The 20,363-nt window shown below is 32.0% G+C and carries 20 protein-coding genes; 2 read left to right on the forward strand and 18 right to left on the reverse strand.

Annotated features, from left to right (window positions below):
• Window positions 1–406: 406 nt before the first annotated feature.
• The 4 genes from H277_RS0109970 to atpD all read right to left on the reverse strand — a co-directional run bounded on the left by H277_RS0109970 (window position 407) and on the right by atpD (window position 5,083).
• Complete coding sequence (locus H277_RS0109970; RefSeq protein WP_019975448.1) at window positions 407–1,414, reverse strand: homoserine O-acetyltransferase family protein; 1,008 nt, start codon at window positions 1,412–1,414, stop codon at window positions 407–409.
• A gap of 27 nt (window positions 1,415–1,441) precedes the next feature.
• Complete coding sequence (locus H277_RS0109975; protein WP_019975449.1) at window positions 1,442–2,749, reverse strand: O-acetylhomoserine aminocarboxypropyltransferase/cysteine synthase family protein; 1,308 nt, start codon at window positions 2,747–2,749, stop codon at window positions 1,442–1,444.
• Window positions 2,750–3,193: 444 nt separating this feature from the next.
• Entirely contained in the window at window positions 3,194–3,487 is a 294-nt protein-coding gene (locus H277_RS0109980) for a FoF1 ATP synthase subunit delta/epsilon (protein WP_019975450.1), read from the reverse strand.
• Between the two features lie 87 nt (window positions 3,488–3,574).
• A complete protein-coding gene (atpD, locus tag H277_RS0109985; protein WP_019975451.1) occupies window positions 3,575–5,083 on the reverse strand; it encodes a F0F1 ATP synthase subunit beta in 1,509 nt (502 codons plus the stop codon).
• Window positions 5,084–5,271: 188 nt separating this feature from the next.
• On the opposite strand from atpD, the gene H277_RS0109990 reads away from it, so the two are divergent.
• Window positions 5,272–6,198, forward strand: coding sequence for a bifunctional riboflavin kinase/FAD synthetase (locus tag H277_RS0109990; RefSeq protein WP_019975452.1), 927 nt, complete (start codon window positions 5,272–5,274; stop codon window positions 6,196–6,198).
• 43 nt (window positions 6,199–6,241) lie between these two features.
• Here the strand turns inward: H277_RS0109990 and H277_RS0109995 are convergent, their stop codons facing one another.
• The 6 genes from H277_RS0109995 to H277_RS0110020 all read right to left on the reverse strand — a co-directional run bounded on the left by H277_RS0109995 (window position 6,242) and on the right by H277_RS0110020 (window position 12,369).
• The gene (locus tag H277_RS0109995; RefSeq protein WP_019975453.1) at window positions 6,242–7,840 is read right to left on the reverse strand and encodes a S8 family serine peptidase; all 1,599 of its coding nucleotides are present in this window, start codon (window positions 7,838–7,840) and stop codon (window positions 6,242–6,244) included.
• Between the two features lie 41 nt (window positions 7,841–7,881).
• Window positions 7,882–8,889, reverse strand: coding sequence for a hypothetical protein (locus H277_RS0110000; RefSeq protein WP_019975454.1), 1,008 nt, complete (start codon window positions 8,887–8,889; stop codon window positions 7,882–7,884).
• Entirely contained in the window at window positions 8,886–9,428 is a 543-nt protein-coding gene (locus H277_RS0110005; RefSeq protein WP_019975455.1) for an RNA polymerase sigma factor, read from the reverse strand. The genes H277_RS0110000 and H277_RS0110005 overlap by 4 nt, the downstream gene beginning before the upstream one ends.
• Window positions 9,429–9,580: 152 nt before the next feature.
• Window positions 9,581–10,576, reverse strand: a complete 996-nt coding sequence (locus tag H277_RS0110010; protein WP_019975456.1) for an aspartate-semialdehyde dehydrogenase — start codon at window positions 10,574–10,576, stop codon at window positions 9,581–9,583.
• A 251-nt stretch (window positions 10,577–10,827) separates the two neighbouring features.
• Window positions 10,828–11,805, reverse strand: coding sequence for a T9SS type A sorting domain-containing protein (locus H277_RS0110015; protein ID WP_019975457.1), 978 nt, complete (start codon window positions 11,803–11,805; stop codon window positions 10,828–10,830).
• Between the two features lie 153 nt (window positions 11,806–11,958).
• Window positions 11,959–12,369 carry a BrxA/BrxB family bacilliredoxin gene (locus tag H277_RS0110020; RefSeq protein ID WP_019975458.1) on the reverse strand — a complete coding sequence of 137 codons (411 nt, stop codon included), beginning with the start codon at window positions 12,367–12,369 and terminating at the stop codon, window positions 11,959–11,961.
• A 110-nt stretch (window positions 12,370–12,479) separates the two neighbouring features.
• Between H277_RS0110020 and rnpA the strand changes: the two genes are divergently transcribed.
• The gene (rnpA, locus tag H277_RS0110025) at window positions 12,480–12,860 is read left to right on the forward strand and encodes a ribonuclease P protein component (RefSeq protein WP_019975459.1); all 381 of its coding nucleotides are present in this window, start codon (window positions 12,480–12,482) and stop codon (window positions 12,858–12,860) included.
• Between the two features lie 52 nt (window positions 12,861–12,912).
• On the opposite strand, the gene H277_RS0110030 is transcribed toward rnpA, so the two are convergent.
• The 8 genes from H277_RS0110030 to H277_RS0110065 all read right to left on the reverse strand — a co-directional run bounded on the left by H277_RS0110030 (window position 12,913) and on the right by H277_RS0110065 (window position 20,346).
• Window positions 12,913–13,113, reverse strand: a complete 201-nt coding sequence (locus H277_RS0110030) for a hypothetical protein (protein WP_019975460.1) — start codon at window positions 13,111–13,113, stop codon at window positions 12,913–12,915.
• A 14-nt stretch (window positions 13,114–13,127) separates the two neighbouring features.
• Window positions 13,128–13,742, reverse strand: coding sequence for a MarC family protein (locus H277_RS0110035; protein ID WP_019975461.1), 615 nt, complete (start codon window positions 13,740–13,742; stop codon window positions 13,128–13,130).
• 81 nt (window positions 13,743–13,823) lie between these two features.
• A complete protein-coding gene (locus tag H277_RS0110040; RefSeq protein ID WP_019975462.1) occupies window positions 13,824–14,579 on the reverse strand; it encodes a LytR/AlgR family response regulator transcription factor in 756 nt (251 codons plus the stop codon).
• A 7-nt stretch (window positions 14,580–14,586) separates the two neighbouring features.
• Window positions 14,587–15,309, reverse strand: a complete 723-nt coding sequence (locus H277_RS0110045; RefSeq protein ID WP_081623211.1) for a CPBP family intramembrane glutamic endopeptidase — start codon at window positions 15,307–15,309, stop codon at window positions 14,587–14,589.
• The gene (locus tag H277_RS0110050; protein WP_019975464.1) at window positions 15,310–16,830 is read right to left on the reverse strand and encodes a histidine kinase; all 1,521 of its coding nucleotides are present in this window, start codon (window positions 16,828–16,830) and stop codon (window positions 15,310–15,312) included. It abuts the gene before it with no gap.
• A 66-nt stretch (window positions 16,831–16,896) separates the two neighbouring features.
• Window positions 16,897–17,526, reverse strand: coding sequence for a tetratricopeptide repeat protein (locus H277_RS18925; protein ID WP_146810770.1), 630 nt, complete (start codon window positions 17,524–17,526; stop codon window positions 16,897–16,899).
• A gap of 163 nt (window positions 17,527–17,689) precedes the next feature.
• Window positions 17,690–19,492 carry a BatD family protein gene (locus H277_RS0110060; RefSeq protein WP_019975466.1) on the reverse strand — a complete coding sequence of 601 codons (1,803 nt, stop codon included), beginning with the start codon at window positions 19,490–19,492 and terminating at the stop codon, window positions 17,690–17,692.
• Window positions 19,492–20,346, reverse strand: coding sequence for a tetratricopeptide repeat protein (locus tag H277_RS0110065; protein ID WP_019975467.1), 855 nt, complete (start codon window positions 20,344–20,346; stop codon window positions 19,492–19,494). The genes H277_RS0110060 and H277_RS0110065 overlap by 1 nt, the downstream gene beginning before the upstream one ends.
• Window positions 20,347–20,363: the final 17 nt, after the last annotated feature.

Below are 20,363 nucleotides of genomic sequence, written 5' to 3' on the forward strand. Positions count from 1 at the left end.
CGAAAATTTTAAAGTTTTTATTTTAACAAGTCGTTTCTAACTTTACTCATCAATTCATAAAAGAATCGGATCGCAAAACTAAATACTTATTTATAACTCTCAAAATTTAGTTTTAACTAAATAATTTCCGGTATTTATAAGCTCCTATGTCAACTACAATACTACTCGTCTTTCGTATTGGGATTGCAAATATACAACCCATTTTTCCGAAACTCCAAACGAAATTTACATTTATTTTACACAAAAGCCCTAACTCATTGTTATATCGCTAAATATTTTTGAAAAAAACATAAATTAAAACCGAAAAGTGGCCGGATCCCTGCTAAAACAAGCACGAAATCTATAGAGGTTGGCCCAAAAAATCACTAGCGATTTACACTTCTTCAACAAAAAGAAAGGAGAATATTTAAGCAAAAGGTTTCAGAATTTTATTCAATTCATCAAGTTCAATTAAAAAACCATCGTGTCCAAACAAAGATTCTATTTCTACATATTTTGCATTGGGAATATGTTTTGCAATGAATTTTTGTTCTGAAGGAGGAAATAAAATATCAGAAGAAATCCCAATCACTAATGTATTGGATGAAATTTGAGCGAGCGACTTTTCTAAACTTTCCTTTGTTCTTGCAATATTTTGCGAATCCATTGCTTTGGAAAGTGTCCAATATGAATGCGCATTAAATCGATCGGCTAATTTTTGCCCTTGGTATTTTTGATAAGATGATGCTTTGAAATCATTGAAAACGGAATAATCGTCTTTTTGTTTTTGTTCATATATACTATAGGTCCGGTAAGAAAGCATGGCAATTGTTCGAGCCGCAATTAGTCCATTTTTACCTGCTTCTTCTATTTTATCATTGAAAGTAGCATCTGCTTCTATCGCCAGACGTTGAGATTCGTTGAATGCAATTCCCCAAGGAGAATGTACAGCATTTGTTGCAAGCAAGACCAAATTATCAATTTTTACCTTATTAAGAAGTGTAAATTCTAATGCTTGCTGGCCTCCGAGCGAACCTCCAATCAGTAATTTGATTGTATCGATATTCAAATGTTCTGCTAAAAGCTGATGTGCATTCGCCATATCTTTTATTGTTATTATAGGAAAATCTCGATAATACGGAGAATTTGTTCCAGGGTTTGTAGATAACGGATTTGTTGTACCATAATTAGAACCCAAAACATTTGCACAAATAATAAAATGATCATTGGGATTAAACAAATCATTCTCTCCGAAAAGACCAGCCCACCATTCAAATACATCTGAGTTTGCCGTAAGCGCATGGCAAACCCAAATGATGTTGTCTTTATTTTTATTTATTGTTCCTGCCGTATGATAGGCAATTGTTAAACTTTCTAAAGATTGACCATTTTCTAATTGAAAAGAGCCATTATAATGATATTGATGAAAATTCATAAATCGTTGTAGCCTGAAGTTTCTTGTTTACTTAATCTTATCAAAAGCTTTTTGCAAATCGTTCTTAATATCATCAATATGCTCAATTCCTACTGAAAGACGCAATAACCCAGAATAAACTCCGGCAGATTGTTGTTCTTCTTCACTCAATTGTTGATGTGTTGTAGCAGAGGGGTGAATAATTAATGATTTCGCATCACCTACATTTGCTAAATGGCTAATCAATTCTAAACTATCAATAAAATGATTTGCCTGATCAGAATTTCCTTTAATTACAAAAGAAAGAACCGCTCCGAAACCGTTTTGTAAATATTTTTTGGCTAAATGATGACTTGGAGAAGAAATCAATCCCGGATAATTTACTTTCTCTACCTGCGGATGATTTTCTAACCAATGCGCAATTTCTAATGTATTATCCAAATGCTTTTGAACCCTTAGTGATAAAGTTTCTAAGCCTTGAATCAATAAAAAAGAATTGAAAGGAGATATTGCAGGACCAAAATCGCGCAATCCTTCTACACGAGCACGAATGATAAACTGAATGTTTCCGAATGAACTATTGACACCAAAAACCTCAGAAAAGATAAGTCCATGATAACCTTCGGATGGTTGAGAGAACTGTGAAAACTTTCCATTTCCCCAATCGTAATTTCCTCCATCAACAATCACTCCTCCAATCGAAGTTCCATGTCCACCAATCCATTTTGTTGCAGACTCTACCACTACATTCGCACCATGTTCCAATGGTTTGAAAATATATCCTCCTGCTCCAAATGTATTATCGACAATTAGCGGAAGGTCATATTTCTTTGCAATTCTAGAAATTGCATCAAAATCTGGTACATTAAAGCTAGGGTTACCGATCGTTTCAGTATAAATTGCTTTTGTATTCTCATCAATTAATGATTCTATAATTGATGGATCTGCATTTTCTGCAAAGCGAACTTCTATTCCTAAACGTTTGAACCCAACTTTAAATTGATTATAAGTTCCTCCATAAAGGTTGGAAGCAGAAACGAAATTATCTCCAGCTTCCAAAATATTATTTAAGGCTATAAACTGTGCGGCTTGACCAGACGCTACTGCTAAGGCTGCTACACCACCTTCTAAAGCAGCGATACGTTTTTCGAAAACGTCTGTTGTTGGATTTTGTATTCGTGTATAAATATTTCCAAATTCTTTTAAAGCAAATAAGTTTGCTCCATGTTCTGCACTATTAAATGCATAAGAAGATGTTTGGTAAATCGGAACTGCACGCGCTCCTGTTATTGAGTCGACTTCCTGACCTGCGTGTACTTGTAATGTATCGAAATGTAATTTTTTTTCTGTTGACATCATAAAATTGTTTGATTGCTACTAAAATGTAATTAGGTTAATTAGATTGAACTATTTTAGCGATTGCACATTCGAATTTTACTATTGATACAATTGTAGATGTTTTGAAGTAGGACGCCGTGCCCAAAAGAATGTTTTTTAGAATTATACTTCATCTGAAAAATTTAAATCATTTCTAGTTACGCTTTGCAACTTATTAGATGAAGTGAAATTAGAATATTTTTCTAAATAATAAAATATTAAAAATATTTTTAGAAAACAAATCTATAAAATAGATTAAAAATGAATATAATTAACAAATAAAGAATCATTTTTACTTTGAAAATCTATTAATATCCATTTTATAGAATATTATTTTAACAAATTAATCAATTGTAATTATTGAAAATAAAAAAAGGAGATCAAAATTGATCTCCTCTGTATTATTTATTCAAAAAAAAGTAACTAGTTTGCTAAAACGATTACTTTATTATTGTTCATTTCAATTGTTCCTCCTTTGATGTCTAATAATAATGTAGACTCATTAGATGGAGAAGTATAAACTTTACCAGATTGATTATCGAAATCTTCGAAAGTTTTTGTGTGAACTTTTATTTTAATTGTTCCTTCACCTAAAGTTGCAACGATAGGAGCGTGGTTATTTAGCAACTGAAATTCCCCATCTTTTCCTGGTAATGTTACAGCATCTACTTCACAGTCAAAAACTACATTTTCCGGAGTAATAATTTGTAAGTGCATAATCCTATTGTTTTAAAAAAAAGAGTACTTAGTAACTTTTAGAGTAAAAGAAACGTAAGCACTCTTTTATATTGTTATATAAAAATATTATTTTACCTCTGCTAACATTTTTTCTCCAGCCTCAATCGCTTCTTCGATTGTACCACGTAAGTTGAATGCTGCCTCAGGATATTGATCAACTTCACCATCTAAGATCATATTAAATCCTTTGATTGTATCTTTGATGTCAACTAAAACACCTGGAATTCCTGTAAACTGTTCCGCAACGTGGAATGGTTGAGATAAGAAACGTTGGATACGACGTGCACGGTGTACAACTAATTTATCCTCTTCTGATAACTCTTCCATACCTAAGATCGCAATAATATCTTGTAAAGCATTGTAACGTTGTAAGATTTCTTTTACACGTTGAGCTGTTTCATAATGTTCTTTACCAATAATTGCTGGTGTTAAGATACGAGAAGTAGAGTTCAATGGATCTACCGCAGGGTAAATACCTAATGAAGCAATCTTACGATCTAATACCGTTGTAGCATCTAAATGCGCGAATGTTGTAGCTGGCGCAGGGTCAGTTAAGTCATCGGCAGGTACATATACTGCTTGTACAGATGTAATAGATCCGTTTTTAGTAGATGTAATACGCTCTTGCATAGCTCCCATTTCAGTTGCTAACGTTGGTTGGTAACCTACGGCAGATGGCATACGTCCTAATAAAGCTGATACCTCAGAACCTGCTTGTGTAAAACGGAAAATATTATCGACGAAGAATAATACATCACGCCCTTGACCTTGTCCGTCTCCATCACGGTAATATTCAGCTAATGTTAAACCTGATAAAGCAACACGAGCACGTGCTCCCGGAGGTTCATTCATTTGTCCGAATACGAAAGCAGCTTTCGATTCTTTCATTAATTCTTTATCGGCTTTTGAGATATCCCATCCTCCATTTTCCATAGAGTGCATAAACTCATCACCATATTTGATAATTCCTGATTCGATCATCTCACGAATTAAGTCATTACCTTCACGAGTACGTTCACCAACACCTGCGAATACAGATAAACCTCCGTGTCCTTTTGCGATGTTGTTAATCAACTCCTGAATTAATACTGTTTTACCTACTCCGGCACCACCAAATAAACCAATTTTACCTCCTTTTGCATAAGGCTCAATTAAGTCGATTACTTTAATTCCTGTGAATAATACTTCTGTTGCAGTTGATAAGTCTTCGAATTTTGGAGCTGGACGGTGAATAGGTAAACCGTTTTGTTTGTCTAAATTTCCTAAACCATCAATAGCATCTCCTACTACATTAAATACACGTCCGTTGATTGCCTCTCCAACTGGCACCATAATTGGTCCACCTACAGCGATAACCTCTTGGCCTCTTTGTAAACCATCAGAACTATCCATTGCGATACAACGTACAGTATCTTCACCGATGTGTTGCTCAACTTCAAGAATTAATGTTTCTTTTCCTGAACGAGGAACCTCTAATGCATCATAAATATTTGGAAGGCCTTCTGCGTTATCAAAAATAACGTCAATTACAGGTCCAATAACCTGTGCAATCTTACCTTTCTTTTGATTTGCCATTATATGAAATGATTTAGTTTATTTTATTTGGGTGCAAAGGTAAGTTAAAAACATTGTATAATTTATATACTTTTTAAGATTTTTATCATAATATTTTGATTAGTAATCAGAATATTACAATCGATCGGAATAAAAAAGAAAATTGCAGTTCAATCTGAAAGCCTTAAATTTGTGCAAAATCATTTTTAGTGAACGTTTATCAATCAATAGAAGAAATCAAACCTATTAACCGTCCTGTTCTTACTTTAGGGATGTTTGACGGTGCACACATAGGTCATCAATCTATTCTAAAACAACTTAATACAATTGCAAAAGAAATTGATGGAGAAAGTGTTTTGATTACTTTTAATCCACATCCTCGAATGGTTTTACAACCAAATTGCGATCTCAAGTTTTTGAACACCTTAGAGGAAAAAGAAACGGTGCTTCGTCAATTTGGATTAGAGCATTTGATTATTCAAGAATTTACAAAAGAATTTTCTCAGGTAACTTCGGTAGAGTTTGTCAAAAATTTGTTGGTCGATAAAATCCACATAGATACACTTGTAATAGGTTACGATCATCATTTTGGTAAAAACAGAGAAGGTAATTTTGAACAATTGCAAGTACTTTCAAAAGAATATGGTTTCAATTTGATTCAATTGCAAGCAGTAGAAGAAAATGATACTGCCGTAAGTTCTACTAAAATCAGAAAGGCCTTAATTGCGGGAAATATTGAATATGCAAATAAAGCGCTCAATTATCGTTACCCTCTTTCAGGGAAGGTTGTACATGGAGATAAAATTGGACGAACACTTGGTTTTCCTACCGCTAATTTAGAAGTTGACCCCAATAAATTAATTCCAAAAGATGGAGTGTATGCTGTAGATGTTTTTGTAGAAAATAAAAAATATTTAGGTTTATTGAGTATTGGTTATCGTGAAACGGTTACAAATCTACGAGAGCATAGAGTAGAAGTGAATATTTTAGAGTTTGATCAAGATATTTATGATGAGACGATTCGTCTTGAATTTTTAGGTCGACTTCGGGATGAAAAGAAATTTGCTTCATTAGATGACTTAATTTTTGCAATGAATCAAGACAAAGAAAATGCCATTAAGCATTATTCAAAATAAATTTTCCGACGTCTGATTTTAATGATCAGATGTCGGAAAACAATTATTTCTTCACCACTTTTTCAATCAAAATATTTCCTTTAGAATCTGTAATATTAATCAAATAAATACCTGATTTCAATTGATTTGTTGAAATTGAATTTTGATTGTTGATTGAAATTATTTTTTGTCCAATCAAATTATACAATTCTATCTTTTTTATTTGTTCTTTTGATTGAACATTCATAACCTCTTTGAAAGGATTAGGATAAATTTTTATTGCATTTGTATTTTCTATCTCATTTGTTTTCAATAATTCCTGAGAAGCCATATAATAGTTAGGTACTCCGTATCCCAATTGATCAGAAGGAGACGAGAATAAATGAGCTGATTGCTGAATATTCTGTTTTAAAACTTCATGAGCAACTTTTGGAAATTGTTGAATCATTAATGCTACTGCTCCGGCCGAAACAGGTGAAGCGAATGAAGTTCCATTGGAATACGTTAAATTTCCATCCGGCATATACACAACAATATATTGCCCTAAAGCGGATACGTTTGGTTTAATCTCACCTAAAGCATTTGGTCCGAAAGATGAAAAACCTGCAGGTTTTTTGTATGAATCGTTTGCTCCAATTGAAAACACATTTTTAACATCAGCTGGAGCAGAAATCCTTTTCCAAGAAGAATCCCCTTCATTTCCTGCAGCCACCACTACAAAAATCCCTTTATTAGCAGCCACTTCAGCTCCTTTAGATATTAAAGTTGTTTTTCCGTCCATATTATCAAATGTATAGTCGTATCTTGCATCATCAAAAGCATAATACCCTAAAGATGTATTTATCACATCCGATCCTATACTATCCGCTCTTTCTGCGGCTTGTATCCAATACATCAGTTCTTTTGGCGTTTCAGAATTATTGTCTTCTGAACGATACAATGAATAAGTTGCTTTTGGTGCTGTCCCTACATAACTTCCTCCTATTTCTGCCGCCATAGTTGATAGAACCATTGTGCCATGTCTATCCGCATCGTACACCTGTTTCTTTTTATCCACGAAATCATAGGTATCAAGAATTCTGTTTTCTTTACGCAAGATATCAAAAGCGGCAATTTTGTCAACGCCCGGAAAACCTGCATCAATAACGGCGATTAAAACTCCTTGCCCTAAAATGTTATTTTCATGAAGTGGTTTTAAATTAATTTGATTTATGAACTCTTCGGCATAACCATAGTTATACTTTTCCGATTCATTTATTAAATCTTTCCATTTAGATTGATTTTTTAGAGACGTTTTAGGAAGAGAATTACGAACCATTGTTTCTGCAGATTCAACAAAATTTAAGGCTGTTAATTCGTTCAAAACTTCTTCATTCGAAATTTCTACCATTACAGAATTCAACCATTTCGTATGACCGATATAATTTAACGCTAACTTTTTAATTTGATTAATTCTATATTCAGAAATTGGAACATCTTCCTCGTTAATTGAAATTGTATACTTTTCTCTTCGATCCAAAGATCGTTGAGAAAGCATTTGCAATGGATTTAATAAAAAAGAAGATGTATTTTCTTTTGGTTTTAATTTAACCAGATATAAATCTTGCGCCGCAGCATAAGTAAAACCAAAGAAGATAATTGACAGTGATAAAATTCTTTTCATATGTGTTAATTCGTTCAATTCGATTAAATTAACACTTTTTTTTACTTTATTTGATAATATTCAAAAATTTCTTTTTTATTCTTTTCTAATGTTCCTAACAAAACAGCATCCATTTTAGGCTGGTTCGTTGTCAGAATAATCTTGTCCTTTGATTTTTCAAATGTGATCACAACACGATTTGTCGTATTTTCAAATGTAATCTTGTCTTTCGATTTTTTCAACAACTTAAAAGTTGTTCGAAGTATATCCGATTTTACCGTAAACTTTAATGGTTTATAAGTAATTAAAGCTTTATCAATTGCAGATTTTTTAGGCGCAACAGCTAAAACAGAAGATGTTTCTAAATTAGCTGAACGTTCATCGGCTACAACACTCATTTTCATCCGCTTGTTAGAGTCTTCAACTGATGAATAACTTACCCCTTTAATTTTAAAGGGTGTATTTTCCTTCTTGGAAACAGAATCCTTTATGTAACCACTGGCTTTAGCAACAGCATATTGTCCTTCTTTTTCTATTGAATCTAACGTTTTTGAACGAGCCTCTATCGCTTGAGGGGCAAATACTAAAGTAGGTGATTCCGGTACTGATGCTTTTGAAAATTCCGGTAAATACCCCCCGTTTGTATTTTCTTCAATTGAATTTTCTTCCACAACTTTATAAACAGGTTCTTTTACAACCTTTTTATTCTTTACAATTTCTATCGGTTTATCCAAAATTTCATCTTTCGATTCCAAAATCTCCAATTTCTCCTGTTGAATTACTTTGTCTTCTATTGCAGGAGTATTCATTTTTACAACTTCAATTGAATTTTCTCTGTTTTCCGTATTTATATTCTCAATAAAAAGCACAAAATAAGGAATTGCAATCAATGCAAAAACTGCTGCCGAAAACCAAACACTCGAAACAAATTCCCGAATTGGTTTCTTTTTCTTCTCTTCATTCTGTAAACCAGATTCAATACGCTTCCAAACCAAATCTCTCGGTTTTTCACCGACAGTCTCGTTACTTCTTTTTCGAAATAATTCTTCTATTGGATCGTTTGTATTCACGATAAATTTGATTTTATATTTTCATTCTTACTTAGCATTTCCTTCAATTTCGTCTTCGCCAGATTTAACTGCGATTTCGATGTACCTTCTGTAATCCCTAAACTTTCGGCGATTTCTTTGTGTTTATATCCTTCAATGACATAGAGGGTAAACACAAGACGACAGCCTTCGGGTAAATAGTCGAGGAGCTTCATCACATCATCTTCCTCTATTTGTTGCGAAGCTTCCTGATTAGAAGAAATAGAGGAAGAATAGTCGTCTACATTGAGATGAAAAATTTTATTTTTTCGTAACTCCATCAAACATTCATTGATCATAATTCTTCGCATCCAACCTTCAAAACTTCCTTCAAACGAATAATTTTGCAGATGCTGAAAAATTTTTAAAAATCCTTTAACTAAAGCATCTTCTGCTTGTTGTATATCTGTAAAATATCTTTTACATACTGCAAAAAAACGCGCATCATATTTTTCATAAAGCATCCGCTGTGCTTTCGAATCATTATTGATACAAGCTTTTATCAGTTGTTTTTCGTCCAAAATACTTTTCTTTCTTATCGTTTAGATGCGAAAATTACGTTTATGGTTGCTTCATTAACGTAAAATATTTGTTAAATTTCTGAAAACTTATTGATTAAAAATAAAAAAAGTCGCTCTTTAAGCGACTTTTTTTATTTATATCTTACAGAATCTTATCCGACTAATTTATTTTTTACTAGGTATTCTGCAATCTGAACTGCATTTGTAGCTGCACCTTTGCGTAAATTATCTGCAACAATCCAACAATTTAATGTTTTTGGCTGAGACATATCACGGCGAATACGACCAACAAAAACATCATCTTTTCCCTCTGAATAAAAGGCCATTGGATATGTATTGGTATCAGGGTTATCTTGTACTATTATTCCTTCTTGCTCTGACAACAATTTACGAACTTCTGCTAAATCAAAATCGTTCTCAAATTCGATGTTTACAGATTCAGAATGACCTCCTTGTACAGGAACACGAACCGCAGTTGCTGTAATATTCATCTCATCAACACGCATAATTTTACGCGGTTCGCGTGTTAATTTTAATTCTTCTTTTGTATACCCTGTCTCTTCATCAAAAACATCGCAATGTGGCAATGCATTTTTGAAAATTTGATACGGATAAACTTTTGCTACATCGCGTCCCTCTATTTCTCCATTCAATTGTTCCACAGCATCTTTTCCGGTTCCTGTAACTGACTGATAAGTAGAAACAACTACACGTTTTATTCCGTATTTTTTGTGTAAAGGATTTAGCACCATTACCAACTGAATGGTAGAACAGTTAGGATTTGCAATAATTTTATCATTTGTAGTTAAAATATCTGCATTGATTTCCGGTACAATCAATGGACGATCCGGATCCATTCTCCAAGCAGATGAATTGTCAATTACAGTTGTTCCAACTTCTGCAAACTTAGGCGCCCACTGTTTGGAAGTTTCTCCTCCTGCTGAAAACACTGCGATATCCGGTCGCATTTCTACAGCATCCTGCATTGAAACAATTTTGTACTCTTTTCCTTTGTACTCAATAGTTTTTCCTATTGATCTTTCTGATGCTACTGGGATAATTTCAGTGATTGGAAAATTTCTTTCTTCCAAAACTTGGAGCATAACTCTGCCGACCATTCCGGTAGCGCCTACGACTGCTATTCTCATGTTGATTAAAATAATGTATTTAAAATTTCGAATTGCTAATTTACAGATAATTTTTATACATTTTTCTCTCTTTCATAGGTTTAGCTTTTCATTTAATATGATATTTTTTATATTATGATATTAATTCAGGTTTTTCATATGTTCATTGAATAAAAATTTAAAATTTTCTATTTCTATAGAATTTCAGACATAAAAAAAGTGGAACAAAATGTTCCACTCATATAATTGTATAAAAATATTTTTTCAAAAAATTATTTCTTGATGATTTTTTGGATTCTTGTTACTCCTTTGTCATCTTTTACTCTTAAGAAGTAAACTCCAGAAGACAATTTAGAAGTATCCACTTTACCATCTTTAGAGAATTTAACCGGAATTACACGTCCTGTTACATCAGCAACTGTTACATCAGCAACTTTAGTTCCATCTAATTTAATATTCACTTCTGTTGTTGCAGGATTTGGATAAACTGCTAATTTTGATGACCCTAATTCCACTGTACCCATCGTCTCTGTAGTTCCAGTTAAGTTATTTACAACATATATGTAAGCCGATCCTCCTGTTACATTAGTTCTAATATCAGCATAGTTATCTTCAATAACACCACATGCTGATTCAGATGTTGGATGTCCAAAATATGTTGGTCTAGTTTCTGTTAATCCTGGCTGATTTGTTAACCATGGTAAAAAAGATTGAACCCAACCATTATCAGCTCCAGCCATTATATAAGTCGAAGCAACTCCTATTTTTTGCCCCTCTGCTACAGAAAAAGCATCTATGAATTCAATATCAAACCAGCCTACCTCATTTTTAGCTAAAGATTTACTTCCATAATTATCTGTTTCTGTAACTGAAGAATAAGGAATTGTACTACCATAAGTAGTTCCATTATAATTGACAATTGTAGTTTCAACAACCGTGTTATCCATCGCTCTTCCAAAAACTCCGACAGAAACAGGCGTAAAGTCACCTGTGATTCCATAATCATTTTTTAAATCATAAAATCTTGTTAATGTAACAGGGTATTGTACATTCTCGCAACTCACACTAGCACTGTTTCCTGTAATTTCCTGAGTCGATAACTGAGAAAAAGTATGATCATCAGCTTTATTTTGTTGTTGACTTAGGGTTGTGATTTCATGCTTTGTTAAATCTAATTTAGCTTTATTATCTTGAGCAAATGTTACAGAAGACAATGCAACAATTGATAAAAGAGTAAAAATTTTCTTCATAATTATTCGTTTTTAGTGTTATTTTTTTCTAATTATTTAATAAAACTAAACAATAATAATTCAAATACAAAATTTTCTATGAAAAAAAATTAAAAACCCGTAATCACAAAGATTACGGGTTAAATAAATCTTAACATGATTTATATCTTATTTCTAAGCAAACTCGTTGTAAGCGGCTTTCAAATTCTCTGCGATTGCTTCTGCAGAATGCCCTTCGATATGGTGACGCTCTAACATATGTACTAACTCACCATCTTTGAATAAAGCAACAGCCGGAGAACTAGGAGGGAATGGCGCAAAAAATTCACGAGCCTTAGCAACAGCATCTTTATCAAAACCTGCGAAAACTGTTGTTAAATGAGCTGGAACTTTTTCATTAGCCAAAGACATGACAACTCCAGGTCTTGCAGCACCTGCAGCACAACCACAAACACTGTTTACCATTACTAAAGTTGTTCCTTCTTGTTTAATTGCCGCTTCTACTTGTTCTGCAGTTGTTAAATCTTCAAAACCATTAGAAGTCAATTGTGCCTTCATTGGCATTACTATTTCTGCTGGATACATACTCTTCTTTTTTTGTTTAATAAAAATAAATTATTTTCAAAGCTACATAATTCTAAAACTTTTTAGAATACTTACTTTTGCAAGTACAAATTTACGTAGAATTTAGCAATATGAAATTGACTTTTGGTAAGAATGAGAAACTTAAAAGCAGAAAAGCATTCGATGAATTGTTTTCAGACGGAAAAACCTTTGTTTCTCATCCCATCAGATTTGTTTATAAAATCAAACCAAAAGAGGACTATGATATTAGAGTAGGAGTAAGTGTTTCGAAGAAAAAATTCAAACATGCTGTGGATAGAAATTTATTAAAACGCCGTTCAAGAGAAGCTTATCGTTTGAATAAATTAGTGATTGAAAGTTCTGAAAAATATTCGATTGATTTAGTCATGATTTATACATCCTCTAAACATCAACCTTTTGAAATAATTGAACAAGCCGTCATAATTTTACTGGAAAAATTAAACCAAGCCATCCAAACAAAAAAAGATTAATCTATTTAAGTTAGATTAATCTTTTTCATTTATTTTAATGTACTAAAGCTGTTTATTTCTTAAGATTTGCTTGTAATTTGAAAAAACTAAAGTAAACTGATACTAAAATTAATCCACAAACCGAAGCACCAATTCCTAAAACACTACGAAAGTTTTCTTCCGCTAAAAAACCAGTTTTATAATCCATCACATATAGGTTGTAACCTAAACCTATCAACAAAACGATTGTCGCGATATAAATATATGTTTTCATTTGATAATGAATTTTTAAATTTTTATTTCATTCATAAACAATGCACCAATATTTGATGTAAATAATTTAATTGCTATTGATAACAAAATTACGCCAAATACTTTCTTCAGCACCGATAAAACTCCAGGTCCTAACCATCTTTCTAGTCTTCCTGCAAATTTCAGCACCAAATATACGATTAACATATTTAAAATAATGGCAATTACAATGTTAATATCTGCAAATTGCGAGCGAAGTGAAAGTACAGTCGTCAATGATCCTGCACCCGCAACCAATGGAAAAGCGATAGGAACGATAGACGCAGAGTTTGCTTCTACACCTTTTTGAATTTCAATTCCCAAAATCATTTCAATGGCAATGATAAAAATCACAAAAGCACCAGCCACTGCAAACGACTGAACATCGACGCCTACTAATTTTAAAATTTTGGTTCCGAAGAATAAAAACGAAATCATCAAAATTCCCGCAGCAATAGATGCTTTTTCAGATTGTATATGTCCAACCTTACTCCGTATAGAAACGATGATAGGAATACTTCCTAAAATATCAATAACGGCAAAAAGTACAGCGAAAGTTGTTCCAATTTGGTTCAAAGATATTTTTTCAAAAAAAGATGCAAGATTACTCATATTAGTTGTGCTTTTTTAATAATTCATTCATACAAAAATAGTAGAATTTAGCAACTAATATTTATAAATTGTCAAAATACATTAGTTATCCAACCAATTCTTAAAATCTGTTACTTTTTCACGACTTACAATCATATCTTGTTCGTTATAAGTCGTTAAAATTATTTTTAATCTTGAATTCGAATACATATTAATCTCTTTTATGGAATCAATTTGAATAATTTGACTGCGATTAATTCTAAAAAATTTTGCCGGATTAATTTGTTCTTCAACTTTATCCAAAGAAGAATCGATTAAATAATTCCTGTTCTCTTTGGTATGAATATAAGAAGCTTTGTTTTCGCTAAAAAAACATTCTATATTCTCCGTTTCTATAATTTTAATTGATGTTCCTATTTTGATTGAAAAACGTTCTTTATATTTTTCAGCCTGATTGTTTGAAAATAAATTTTTCAATTCTTTCAAATCAAAAGTAGATGGAGAATTTTTGTAAAGCTTTTCAAATTTTTCTATTGAAAATTTTAATTCTTCCTCGTCAACAGGCTTCAACAAATAATCGACCGAGTTTAATTTGAATGCCTTTAACACATATTCATCATAAGCTGTTGTAAAAATAATTGCAGATGAAATTTCGACTTGATTAAAAATCTCGAAAGACAATCCATCTGACAATTGTATATCCAAAAAAATCAAATCAGGAGTTGGGTTTGTTTTTAACCAAGCAACACTTTCTTCAACAGAATGCAGCATTTCATAAATTTCGTATCCCAGTTTCTCTACACGACGTTTTAACAAACGTGCAGCTGGTTTTTCATCTTCTATAATTACTATTTTCATTATTTTTTTAAGTTAATTCACCAATTGTTTTTTTTGTGAAAATTTTATTCCAAACGATTAACAGTACAAGAATAATTATAAAAATAATCAAAGTTGACAGATTCGTTTTTGCCATTAAAGCATGAATTGTCGCAGGAACGATAATTGACTTTGTTCGGATAGTAGAGTAGGTTAGTACAAAAGAAAAGATTACACATAAAAGCATAAATATTCCGAATCCACCAAATTGGCCAAAATCATTGAAAATAAACAAATGCCAAACAGACCAAAATATACCAGTTATTATGCTTTTTATTATCCAAAATGTGTTTCCAAGTGCATCGTTTAAATAACCTCTCCAAGTGTATTCTTCGGCAATATCATAAAGCAATGTGATCGAAATAAAAATACTTGCCCATACATGTTTATTTATTCCATAATTATTCTCTATTCCATACATTGCATAACCAACAATTAAAATCAAAGGAAAAATTAAGGTTGAATATTTTTCTTTTCCTAAAAGAGAAACGTCTTTTTTAACCTTTGAGAATTTGTAGAAAACTAGGCTTACAATAAGAATAATTAAACCATGATTCATGTTCCAGGGTAATTGAAAATCAACCAATCCTCCGAAAATTAATTGAAAAAAATTAGGAAGCTTTCGAATGAAAAATGTTCCAATTAAAATCAAGCTATAAAAAAGAAGTATGCTAAACCAATTTACTTGTTTTAGCTGATGTACTCTATTCATTTACTGCCATTTTTTATTTTGCTCTTTCTCCAGAATTTCTTTGGCTTTATTTTCTTCCCAACCAGAGCCATATGCAAAAACTTTTACAGCATTTAATGCAACGCCTAATCCCCAGCCTAAAACTGGCCAATAAAACCACCAATGTCCATTACTTGTAACTAAATTCAGAATAAAAAAGAATAAACTCATTACAACATAAGTTCCTAAATGTGCATAAAACTTCTTCAGTTCTTTTGCTCGTTCTACAGCGCGTTGATAAGCTTGTTGTTCGTCAATATTTTGTGTGTTCATACTTGTATTTTTTTGTGTTAAAATTGGAAGTTCTACACGGAAAACATCATGATTTTCCTCGATTATAACTTTCCTGTTTGAAATTAATTGATAACGGTTAATAATATTATTCAGACCTATTCCTGTCGAATCTTTAATGGTTTCCTTTGATTGTAAAGAATTTTCAACAATCAACTTATTGTCTTTTTTATAAATTTTAATTTTTAGTGGTTTTTGTTCCGATACAATATTGTGCTTAATCGAATTTTCCAGCAAAATCTGTAACGAAAGAGGAATTATAAATTCATTTTCATAAAAATTTGTTTTCTCTATTTCAAAATCAATGCTATTCTCGAAACGTAATTTTAATAAATTCACATAAGTTTTTGCAAAATTTATTTCTTCTTGAATTGAAACAACTTCTTTGTCTTTTTGTTCTAAAACATAGCGATAAATCTTAGAAAGCGATGTTGTAAAATCTATAGCGTTATCTGGATTTTCTTCAATCAAACCAGTCAAAACATTCAAGCTATTGAATAAAAAATGAGGATCTAATTGATTTTTCAACGTTTCGAATTGCGCTGTTGCTGTTTCTGCTTTTGTCGATTCGATAACAATTTTACGCTCTAATTTATTTTTTTTCCGATCGATAATATAGAATAAGAACAAAAAGAAAACTGTGATCACTGCCACTAAAAGATAATTAATCGTTTGGTCGTAAAAAATATATTTCTGTAAAACTAGATTCGCAAATTCCACAAAGACATAATACAATACCAACGTATAAAAAATAGAGCGAAGAAAATATTTTCTTAACATTTTTTCTGGTTTCGAAGATTCAGGAAAATCTGTTCTATATTCATTAAAAACGCTTGTATTAACAAAGGATGCAGCAATACTGAACGAAAAATATCCGATAAAATATTTGATGGCTTCCGGATGAAAATATTGATTGAACGAGACGTTTGGCGATGTAAAAAATATCACGCTATAAATTAAGACATTGATTACAAATAGAATTGAAACATTACGTAAGATTAGCTTTTTATCGGAAACAATAATTCCTTCAATCAATTTGTAAATAATAAATCCTAAGGCTATATATTTCAAAATAGCATTCAACCCTATTACAGTGTCGGCATTATTTCCGCTAAAAAAATAAATTACATCTTCTTTATTTAACCATATAAATAACCATGATATTAAAATAAATACAATTGTAACAACACTATTTTTTACATCTTTGTTCATATCAAGCAATCAAATTAATTAACCAATAAATAACTTCGTGAATAAATTGTGCAACTAAAGGAATCATTATTGTACGTTTTTACATTCGTTATTCAACAAAGCTTCGGCACGATCTTTTCCCCATTTCGGTTCATTATTTTTTGGCTTTTCAGCCTCAAATAAAGCTAAAGATTTTTTTACATTTTTACAATCTTGTGTAATATCATCTATTCCACCATATTTTGCGGTATTGATATTGAACTCAGCCAATCCTAAAACAGTACGCGGATTAGTTGGATTTAGCAACAATGACTTTTGGTACGTTTGCAATACTTCTGGATAATAAATTGCGCCTTTTTGCATCGGATTCTGCACAATTTCTGCTGTTAAATACAACGCTTTCAAATTTAAAATTTCTGTATTTAGCGGGTTATTTTTTACTAAATCATCTATTTGAGTTTTTGCATTCGAAAGAATTTCTTCGTTTTTATCCACATCTTTTGATTCGAACGTTTTCAATACTTCAGAAAATATAACATAATATTTTGGTAACCATTCATTCGGATAATCATTTATTAATTGCTTAAAATTAGCTTCAGAAGAGTGATTTCCTTTGTTCCATTCTGTTAAAGTTTTCTTCATATCTGATTCAAAATTCTTTTGCGCAAAAGTTGATACAGCGAATAAAGTTGTAATTGTTAATAATATTGTTTTCATCATTTGTATTTTTTATTTGCTTTCTCAAAGTTCTTTTAAATCAAAAATTCTTGAAACTAAATGTAACTGAACTGTCAATTTTTGAGGATGAATTGTCGAGAACAATAAAAGGGACAACTCAATATCTGAGATTGTCCCTTTTATGATTAAAAAAACTTGAAATTTATTTTCGCATGAATTCTTCTGCTACATTTTGCGTTGCTTCAAAAACTTCTTCTAAATTTTGATTCAGGCCTCCAAAAGCATATTTCGCTTGTCTTGCATTATTTAACAACAATTTCCATTGCTGTACAGCAAGTTCGCTAATACCTTTTTCTAATAATTTATGTTCAATTATTTCATCTGAAAAATGAGCTAAATCTATGTTCGTCTTTTTCATTGCAACATTACACAAAATGCTTTCCTGCAATTGATAGAAATCTTTTTGATCCTGTGTTTTTATTTTCTGTTTCAATTCTTCTAATTCATCAGAAATCTGATTCGAATTTATCACAGGTTTTTCAACCAAAGAAAACTTTTGTTTCTCTGTTTTTGGTTGATAAGTATCAAAATTATGCTGCTCATTAATTGGTTTTACTTGATCTTGGATATGTTTTTTTTCTGTCGGATTATTTTTCTTTCTCATCAAAAATAAACCACCAACACTCAACGCAATTACTCCTCCTGTCAACCAAAGCCATCCGCTTTTACCTTCTTTCACATCGCTTGTTATTTCCTCTATTTTATCAGAAATTGTAGAATCCGAAGATGTATTTGCAGCTAAATTTGATTCACTTTTTGTTGAGGCTTTAGAGCCTGAAACCGATAAATTAATTGCATCAGATTTTAACGTAACATATTTTTCTTTTGCCGGGTCAAAATAGCTAAATTCAACAGGTGAAATGGTATATTCTCCACCATAATTTGGCACAAGTACCGTTTGTTCAGCTATTTTACCTTTCATTCCTGTATCGTAGGTTTTATAAGCATCTCGTTTTTTAGGCGCGAACTTTTCTACATTTTTCGGCGTATTAATTTCTGGTAAATTAATCGTATTGAAATTTCCTGTTCCAATAATTTCTACATCAAAATTAACACTTTCGTTCGTGGCAACTTCTTTTTTGTCTACCGAAGCATTCATTTTGAATTGTCCTACTGCTCCGCTAAAATTCTTTGGACGACCTTCTTCCGGTAATGGTTTCGCATTAATCACGACAGGGTTACTACGAACTTCTACAGGTTCTGCTCCATATGTTGTTGGTAATACTACATCTAAAGAAAAAGGATCAATTTCTATTTTTCCTGGTTTTTGAGGAAAAACATAATAGCGTGCAATTTCTTCTGAAAAATATTGTTTTCCACCAACAATTTCTTGTTTGATATTTTCTGGTGAACTTTTTACTATCTTAGGACTCAAGCCATCTAAATTTCCTTGACGAAAGTTCTGCTTACGGTTCAGATAAGATAAGTCTTTTACATATAATTTTACAGATAATCCTACTTGTTCGTTGACATAAGGGTTGGTTTTCGAAACTTTGCTTTGTAAAAAAACAGGCTGTGAAGTAGTGCTTTTAAAACTGTTGTGCGTTAAACTTGTTCCTTTAACTACAACATCTACAGGTTTCGACGTATACGTTTTTCCGTTAATCACAATTTTAGCAGCACCAACTCTGTATTTTCCTTCTTTCTCAGCAACAAAAGCCAACACTATTCCATCTTCAATAACCCCACGTCCATTGATATACGAAACGTTTTGCGATCGTTGTTCTCCCACGATTTGTAATCCTTTGTGTGAAGGGTATTTCATCGGTTGATCGATAGAATAACCATCTGTATTCGATTCAATAAAAAATCCCACACTAAATGCTTCCCCTAAACAGACCTGTGTTTTATCTGCATCCGATTTAAAGGAAATTTGTTGTGCTAACGCTGTAATAGACGTTAGGGCAAACACTAAAAAGCTATTTAAAACTCCTGCCGTTGTCATTACCAATCCTTAGATGTTGTTGTTCGTTGTTTTTCTGCTTTTTGCTGAATAATTTTCCGCTGGGTTTTGGCTTCCTGATTTTGCAAGGCTTTTAGCAAACCATCTCCCATATTATTCTTTGCATTATCTTGTTCTTTCCCATCTCCATTATTTCCTTGTTTTATCTCAGGAGATTGGTCATTTCCCTGTCCTTTATTGTTTCCATTTTCACCTCCAGCTTTTGGATTTCCTCCTTGATTTTGCTGTTTTTGCTGATCAGATTGTTGATTTTGAGATTGATTCTGATTTTGCTTTTGGTTATTCTGGTTTTGTTGATTCTGTTTATTTTGTTGCTGTTTCTGCTGCTCGTTTTGATTTTCCTTGTTCTGCTCGTTTTGATTGCTTTTGTTATTTTGATCTTTTTGCTTTTCACGTTCTTTCTCCAGCATTTTTTTTGCTAAAGCATAATTGTAACGTGTGGCATCATCTTTTGGATCATTTTTTAATGCTTGTTTGTAATTATCAACGGCATTTTGATAATCCTTTTCCTGCATAAAAGCATTCCCTAAATTATGATAAGCCAAATGTTTATCATTTTTTGTTTTCGAAATTTCAGCTGAACGTTTGTAGTGAGCGATACTTTCTTTGTAGCGTTTTTGTTGAAATAAAGCATTTCCTAAATTGTAATTTGCTTTTACAGAAGTTGGGTCTTCCATTGAAGCTTTTTTGTAAGCAAATTCAGCATTATCAAATTTTCCTTTTTGATAATATTCATTCCCTTGAATAATGTAGCTTTTCGCTTTTGATTGACTATAACCAAAAACGGATAAAAGCATTATTCCTAAAAATCCTATTTGTTTTAAAAAGTACATCATCTTACCATACAAACTTA

The sequence above is a fragment of the Empedobacter brevis NBRC 14943 = ATCC 43319 genome (genome assembly GCF_000382425.1).
GTDB classification, from domain to species: domain Bacteria; phylum Bacteroidota; class Bacteroidia; order Flavobacteriales; family Weeksellaceae; genus Empedobacter; species Empedobacter brevis.